This window comes from Mesorhizobium sp. M1A.F.Ca.IN.020.06.1.1 (genome assembly GCF_004023265.1).
In the GTDB taxonomy this organism is placed as follows: domain Bacteria; phylum Pseudomonadota; class Alphaproteobacteria; order Rhizobiales; family Rhizobiaceae; genus Mesorhizobium.
Map to the genome: position 1 here is coordinate 1 of NZ_RZSR01000210.1, position 7,503 is coordinate 7,503.

Below are 7,503 nucleotides of genomic sequence, written 5' to 3' on the forward strand. Positions count from 1 at the left end.
GCCGGCGCCATGTGCCAGGCCGACGCGCACGGTGACCGCCTGGTTGAGGCCGAGCGGCACCATGAAGGAGATCGAGGCGATCTGGATGGCAATCGCGTGGGCTGCCAGCGAATCCGCGTCGATCAGACCCATCAGCAGGGCTGCCGCATTGAAGATCGTCACCTCGAAGGCGAGGATGCCGGCGATCGGCAGGCCGAGCCTCAGCAGGCCGCGGAAGCGCGGCCAGTCGGAGCGCCAGAAGCGGCCGAAGAGGTGATAGCGGCGGAATTTTTTCTCCAGCACCACCACGGCCGCCAGTCCAACAAACATCAGCATGCTGGAAAGCGAGGTGGCGAGGCCCGAGCCGGCGATGCCCATCGGGCGGACGCCGAGGTTGCCGAACATGAAGACCCAGTTGAAGAAGGCGTTGCAGGCGACGGCGACGAAAACGATGATCAGCGCCCAGCCGGGCCGCTCCAGCGCCGAGATGAAGGAGCGCAGCACGATATAACCGTAAAAAAGGCAGCACCGCCCATTGCAGCCAATGCAGGTAGATGCCTGCCTGGTGCGCGAGGTCCGGCTTCTGCCCCATGGCCAAAAGCACTTCTTCGCCATGCCAGAGGAACAGCCAGATCGGGATCGAGACGAGGACCGCCAGCCAGAGTCCTTGGCGCACGGTGCGGCGCAGGTCGCGCACCGAATGGCGGCGGCGGCCGAGCTCGGTCGCCATCATCGGCGAGGTGGCGAGCATCAGGCCAAGCCCGAAGATCAGCGGCATGAAATAGAGGTTGGAGCCGAGCGCGCCGGCGGCCAGCGTGTCGGGTCCCAAACGGCCCATCATCATGACGTCGGTCGCGGTCATGGCGGTCTGGCCGAGATTGGTGAGCACCATCGGCCAGGCAAGCGACAATGTTGCCCTGATTTCCTGACGCCAAAAATTTTCCGGCGCGCGAGCGCCGGCTTCGATCGCAGACATTTTCCGCTCTTCAGACCACGGCGCGTCGGGACTCGCCCGGAAGCCGCACGCAAACGGCGCAAAATGGCGCCGTTTGCGCCGTCTTGTGAACGAAATGCGACATATTGGCAAGGAGGAGGAGCGGCGACCTATTGAGCCAGCGGGAAGCGCAAGAGCCGGGCCTTCTATTGGATGGTGTCGAGCGCCTGCCGCTGGCGGTGCATTTCGAGGAAGATGCGATAGTCGCGGTCGAAGCGAGCGCCGGCGGCCGGATTCGGGGGCCGCGTCCTGCCGCCCTGCTGCATGGCCACGCAAGCGGCGTTCAGGTCGGGGTAAAGCCCAGCGGCGGTCGCAGCGACCATGCCGGTGCCGAGCAGCACCGCCTCGTCGGCCAGCGGCTCGATGGCGGTGCAGCCGGTGGCATCGGCATAGAGTTCCATCAAGAGCGGGTTCTTGGTGTGGCCGCCGGTGACGTGCAGCGTGTCGATCAAATAGCCGTTCTCGTTCAGCGCCTCGAGCACATGGCGGACGCCGAGCGCGATGCCGACGGCGGTGCGCCAGTAGAGCTTGCACAGGCTGTCGAAGGAGGAATCGAGTGTCAGCCCGCTGACGACGCCAACCGCGTGCGGGTCGGCGAGCGGCGAGCGATTGCCGTGGAAATCCGGCAGCACATGCAGCCGCGCCGCCAGCGCATCGCCCTCGGCGGCGCGCAGTTCGGCGACGCGCTTGGCGATCCTGGCATGCATTGCCGCATCCGGCTCGCCGCCGGCGCCGTGCCAGCGGATGATGTGGTCGAGCAGAGCGCCGGTCGCCGACTGACCGCCTTCCGACAGCCAGAGCTTTGGCAACGCCGCGCCATAATATGGTCCCCAGACGCCGGCGAAAGGCTGCGGATCCTGCGACATCGCCATGACGCAGGACGAGGTGCCGGCAATCAGCGCCAGGTGCCGGCTGATGTCCTTCTCGTCGCCGGCGAAGCCGCCGAGCACACCGAGCGCGCCGGCATAGGCGTCGATCACCCCGGCGCCGACCCGGCATTTCTCCGTGAGGCCGAGATCTGCCGCCGCATCGGCCGTGAGTTGCCCGATATCGGTGCCGACGGGGCTCGCCTTGTCCGGAAGATTGCCATGCTCGAAGAGATCGCCGATGCCGACGAGCTTGAAGAAATCGCGCCGCCAGCCCGTCTCCTCATGCGCGAGATACGTCCATTTGGCCGTCAGCGTGCATTGCGAGCGGGCGAGCGATCCGGTCGCTTTCCAGGTCAGGAAATCGGCGAGATCGAACAGATAGCCGGCTTCATTCCAGGTGGCGGGCAGGTTGCGCTTCAGCCACATCAGCTTCGGCGTTTCCATTTCCGGCGACATCACCCCGCCGATATAGTCGAGCACTGCATGGCCGCTTCTGGTGCATTCGTCAGCTTCGGCGATGGCGCGATGGTCGAGCCAGACGATGGTGTCCCAGCGCTTCTCTCCCGTGACCGAGACGCTCAGCTGATCGCCCCGCCTGCCGCGCACCACCAGCGAGCAGGTGGCGTCAAAGGAGATGCCGACAATATCCGATGCGGCGACGTTCGTCTTCTCGCGCGCGGCCCGCACGGCGGCGCAGACTGCCGACCAGATATTTTCCGAATCGTGCTCCGCGTGATCGGGCTTAGGCTGGTGCATGGCGATCGGCCGCTCGGCGCGGCCGAGCAGGTTGCCATGCGAGTCGAGAATGCCCGCGCGAGCGCTCCCGGTGCCGACATCGACCGCGCAAACGAAACTCGTCAAGATGCTTTTACTCTCGCTCCCAGGTCTGCAATCAGGTCGGGCAATTGCAGCATGTCAGCGAATATAAAGTCCGGTTCGGTCGACGCAAGCCGCGCCTTGAGCGCAGGGTTGTTTGCATGCGATCCGCCGGTGAAGGCAAAGACACGCATCCCCGCCGCTCGCGCCGCGGCGATGCCGGCCGGGCTGTCCTCGATGACAAGGCATTTGCCCGGATCAGCGCGCATCGCGGCGGCGGCATGGAGAAACAGGTCCGGCGCCGGCTTGCCGCGCTTGACCATGGCGGCGCTGAAGAGGTGCGGCTCCAGCAGGCCCAGCAGGCCGGTGACCTCGAGCGCGTAGCGGATGCGCTCCAGCGTGCCGGAAGAGGCGACGCAATGGGGCAGGCCAAGCTTCGGCAGGATCTCCTTGATGCCGGGGATCGGCTTCAGCTCCTCGCGGAACTTGCGCATCAGCTCGACGCGCATGGCGGTGAGATGCTGGTCGCTGATCTCAAGCCCGAAATCGCTGCCGAGGATCTCGCGCACGCTCTTCATGCTCTTGCCGAGGAAATGCTCGTAGGCGGCGTCCTCCGAGACCGTGCCGCCGGCGAGCTCGATCATGCCCAGCAACGCGGTCACCGAAAGCGCCTCGCTGTCGACCAGCACGCCGTCACAGTCGAAGATGACGAGCTCGGGCGTCATTGCGGCTGCGTCCAAAGAGCTTCAGAGCTTATCGGCGAGATAGCGCGTCAAGGTTTCGCGCGCGCCGTTCGCCCACAATTCGTTCAGCGCATGGGCGAAGGCTTCGGCAAAGACGGCGGAGCGGCCGACATCGCCATAGATGTCGTCCATCGCCAGCCAGGCCTCGGGCGAGTTCTTCGCCGCTTTGGCGGTCGCCTGCATCCGGTCCCAGTTCGGATCGTTCGGCTCGATGACGGCGCCGCTGTCGGTGGTGCCGAAGCAGTAGCGGCACCAGAGCGCGGACTCCAGAGCCAGGCCGGCAACACCTTTCCCCGCCTTCAGTCGGTCCGCGGCGGTCGGAATTATGAATTTCGGCTGGCGGTTGGAACCGTCGAGGCAAAGCCTTCGGATGGTGTCGCCGATCTTGGGGTTGGAGAAGCGGCGCTCGATGAGCTGGTAGTAATCCTCGAGCACCGTGTCGGGCACCGGCGGCACGGTCGGGATGATCTCGTCGCGCTCCACCTTGGCGAGAAAGCGGCGCACCAGAGGCTCCTGCATCGCCTCATGCACGAAATGGATGTCCATCAGGCCCGCCGGATAGGCAATGGCTGCGTGGCCGCCGTTCAAGATGCGGATCTTCATCAGCTCGTAAGGCGAGACATCCTTGACGAACTGGACGCCGGCCCGTTCCAGCGGCGGCCGGCCGGCGGTGAAATGATCTTCCAGCACCCATTGTTTGAACGGTTCGCAGAAGACCGGCCAATTGTCCTCCAGCCCGAAATCATTGGCCAGAATGCTGCGCTCGCGATCGGTGGTGGCCGGCGTGATGCGGTCGACCATGCCGTTCGGGAAAGCGACGTTGTCCCTCACCCAGTTGGCCAGAGCCTCGTCGATCAGCCGGGCAAGGCCGATGACGCCGTCGGAGGTGACGTGGCCATTGTGGGGGATGTTGTCGCAGGACATGACCGTGAACGGCACGATGCCGTCGGCGCGCCGGCGCACCAGTCCGGCAAGAATGATGCCGAAGACTGTCTTCGGTGCCGCACCGGGCTGGGCATCGACGACTATGTCGGGATGGGCCGGATTGAACTTTCCGGAGGCCGGATCGATGAAATAGCCGCCCTCGGTGATGGTCAGCGACACAATCTTGATCGCAGGGTCGGCGAGCTGCTCGACGATCGCCTCAGCATCGCCCGGCATCAGGAAATCGACCATGGCGCCGGTGACGCGGGCGCTCATATGGCCCTGGTCCTGCTCGACCACGGTGGTCAGCCAGTCCTGCTCCTGCAGCCTGGCGCGGCCGGCCTTCTCGCCCTCGAACACGCCGGCGCCGATCAGCGCCCAGTCATGGCCGAGGCCGGAATTGAATAGGTCGTCGAGATAGACAGCCTGGTGCGAGCGGTGGAAGTTGCCGACGCCGAAATGCACGATGCCGGCCTTCAGCGCGGCGCGATCGTATTTCGGACCGGAAACCTTCGACGGAAGCTTGGCGAGGTTCGAGGAAGAGAGTTTCACGGTCATCTTACTTACCCTTTGGCCGATATGCAGCCCGACAATCCAACCCCCAATTCACCCGCTTGGGGGAGCGGTGAGGGGCAGCATCCGTTTGCCGGTATGCGCCCCTCACCTGCCCCGCGACGCGTCCTCCCCGGAGGAAGAGAGGCGCGCTTCCCCCTCAACTCATCCATTGACCGCCATCGACGTTGTAGGTCTGGGCGACAATGTATTCGGCCTCGTCACTGGCGAGGAAAACCGCCATGCCAGTCAGATCTTCGGCTCGACCCATGCGGCCATAGGGCACGCTTTCGCCGACGAGCCTCTTCTTCTCGCCCTTCGGCCGGTTCTCATATTTGGCGAACAGCGAATCGACGTGATCCCAATGCTCGCCGTCGACGACGCCCGGTGCGATGGCGTTGACGTTGATGCGGTGCTTGATCAGGTCGAGTCCGGCCGACTGGGTAAGCGAGATGACGGCGGCCTTGGTGGCGCAATAGACCGCGACCAGCGGCTCGCCGCGGCGCCCGGCTTGGCTCGCCATATTGATGATCTTGCCGCCCCGGCCAGCAGCGATCATCGAGCGGGCCGCCGCCTGCAGCATGAACAGCGTGCCGGCGACATTGACGGAGAAGAGCTTGTCGTAGCTCGCGCGGCTGATCTCGACGATGGGCGCAAGGTCGAACAAGGCGGCATTGTTGATCAGGATGTCGAGGCCGCCGGCGTTCGCTTCGACGGCTTTCACGCCGGCCTCGATCGAGGATTGGTTGGTGACGTCGAGCCGGATCGCGTAAGCGGCAGAGCCGATATCCTTTGCCGTCGCTTCCGCCGCTTCGAGATTGATGTCGGCAATCGCCACCCTGGCGCCTTCGCGAACATAGGATTCGGCGAAGGCCCTGCCGATGCCGCGCGCCGATCCGGTGATCAGCGCCGATTTGCCTTTGAGCCTCACTGCGCCAGCGCCTTGCCGTCGGCGCCGAAGCGATGGAGCTTGGCCTTGTCGGGCGTCAGGTAGACGGTGTCGCCGTGCTTGACGGCAACCTCGCCGTCGGCGCGCACATTGATCGTGCCGATGCCATCGGTCTGGACATGCAGGAAGGTGTCGGAGCCGAGATGCTCGGCAACGCCGACCGTCGCCTTCCAGTCGCCGGCCGTGGTCGAGATGTTGATGTGCTCGGGCCGGATGCCGATGGTCTTGGCGCCGTATTTGTCGGCCGGCGCGCCTTCGATCAAGTTCATCTTCGGCGAGCCGATGAAGCCGGCGACGAACAGGTTCTTCGGCGTCTTGTAGAGTTCCATCGGCGAGCCGACCTGCTCGATGTTGCCGGCATTGAGCACGACGATCTTGTCGGCCATGGTCATGGCCTCGACCTGGTCGTGGGTGACGTAGATCATCGTCGTCTTCAGCTGATGATGCAGCTCGCTGATCTCCAGCCGCATGGTGCCGCGCAGGGCTGCGTCGAGGTTGGACAGCGGCTCGTCGAACAGGAAGGCCGATGGCTGGCGCACGATGGCGCGGCCGATGGCGACGCGCTGGCGCTGGCCGCCGGAGAGCTGGCCCGGGCGCCGCTCGAGATAGTTGGTGAGGTTCAAGACGCGCGCCGCGTCCTTGACCTTCTTATCGATGGTCGCCTGGTCCTCGCCGGCCATCTTCAGCGGGAAGGCGATGTTCTTGGCGACCGTCATATGCGGGTAGAGCGCGTAGGACTGGAAGACCATGGCAAGCTTGCGCTTGGCCGGCGCCTCGCGGGTGACGTCGCGGCCATCGATGCTGATGGTGCCGCCGCTGGTGTCCTCCAGCCCGGCGATCAGCCTGAGCAGCGTGGACTTGCCGCAACCCGAGGGGCCGACGAACACGACGAACTCGCCGTCCTCGATGGCGAGGTCGATGTTCGGAATGATCGTCGTCGACCCGAAGGACTTGGAGACGTTCTTGAGCGTGATGTTTCCCATGGTTTCCTCCCCGGATTTCGTCCGCCGCTTACGGCTTACTTCACGGCGCCAAAGGTCAGGCCGCGCACCAGCTGCTTCTGGCTGAACCAGCCCATTATCAGGATCGGCGCGATCGCCAATGTCGAGGCCGCCGAGAGCTTGGCCCAGAACAGGCCCTGCGGACTGGAGAAGGAGCTGATGAAGGCGGTGAGCGGTGCGGCCTCGGTGGTGGTCAGGCGGATCGTCCAGAACGCCTCGTTCCAAGCCAGGATGATGTTCAAGAGCATGGTCGAGGCAATGCCGGGAACGGCCATGGGCGTCAGCACATAGATGATCTCGTTCCACAGCGAGGCGCCGTCCATGCGCGCCGCTTCGAGGATCTCGCCCGGGATCTCGCGGAAATAGGTGTAGAGCATCCAGACCACGATCGGCAGGTTGATCAGCATCAGCATGATGGTGAGGCCGATGCGGCTGTCGAGCAGGCCGGTGTCGCGGAAGATGAGATAGATCGGGAACAGCACCGCGACGGCCGGCATCATCTTGGTGGAGAGCATCCACATCAGGATGTCCTTGGTCCGCTTGGTCGGCGAAAAGGCCATCGACCAGGCCGCCGGCACGGCGACGATGAGCGCAAGGACGGTCGAGCCGACCGACAGGATCACGGAATTCAGGAAGAACTTGAAATAACCGCTCTGCGCCTGCACCTCGGAGTAGC

6 protein-coding genes and 1 pseudogene are annotated in these 7,503 nt (G+C 64.7%); all 7 read right to left on the bottom strand.

The annotated features are described in order from the left end of the window. Positions 1-955 (bottom strand): annotated as a pseudogene (locus EOA60_RS11970) (MATE family efflux transporter); the annotation flags it as partial. Between the two features lie 164 nt (positions 956-1,119). Further along, positions 1,120-2,706, bottom strand: a complete 1,587-nt coding sequence (locus EOA60_RS11975) for an FGGY-family carbohydrate kinase (RefSeq protein WP_128311392.1) — start codon at positions 2,704-2,706, stop codon at positions 1,120-1,122. Next, complete coding sequence (locus EOA60_RS11980; protein WP_095799101.1) at positions 2,700-3,383, bottom strand: HAD family hydrolase; 684 nt, start codon at positions 3,381-3,383, stop codon at positions 2,700-2,702. Before EOA60_RS11980 ends, EOA60_RS11975 begins: the two co-directional genes overlap by 7 nt. Before the next feature lie 21 nt (positions 3,384-3,404). Next, the gene (locus tag EOA60_RS11985) at positions 3,405-4,883 is read right to left on the bottom strand and encodes a mannitol dehydrogenase family protein (RefSeq protein WP_127335084.1); all 1,479 of its coding nucleotides are present in this window, start codon (positions 4,881-4,883) and stop codon (positions 3,405-3,407) included. A gap of 154 nt (positions 4,884-5,037) precedes the next feature. Then, entirely contained in the window at positions 5,038-5,808 is a 771-nt protein-coding gene (locus tag EOA60_RS11990) for an L-iditol 2-dehydrogenase (protein WP_095799099.1), read from the bottom strand. Then, complete coding sequence (locus EOA60_RS11995; protein ID WP_066999175.1) at positions 5,805-6,809, bottom strand: ABC transporter ATP-binding protein; 1,005 nt, start codon at positions 6,807-6,809, stop codon at positions 5,805-5,807. The genes EOA60_RS11990 and EOA60_RS11995 overlap by 4 nt, the downstream gene beginning before the upstream one ends. A 35-nt stretch (positions 6,810-6,844) precedes the next feature. Then, on the bottom strand, positions 6,845-7,503 hold a 659-nt coding region (locus tag EOA60_RS12000; RefSeq protein ID WP_164899273.1), incomplete at its 5' end, for a carbohydrate ABC transporter permease.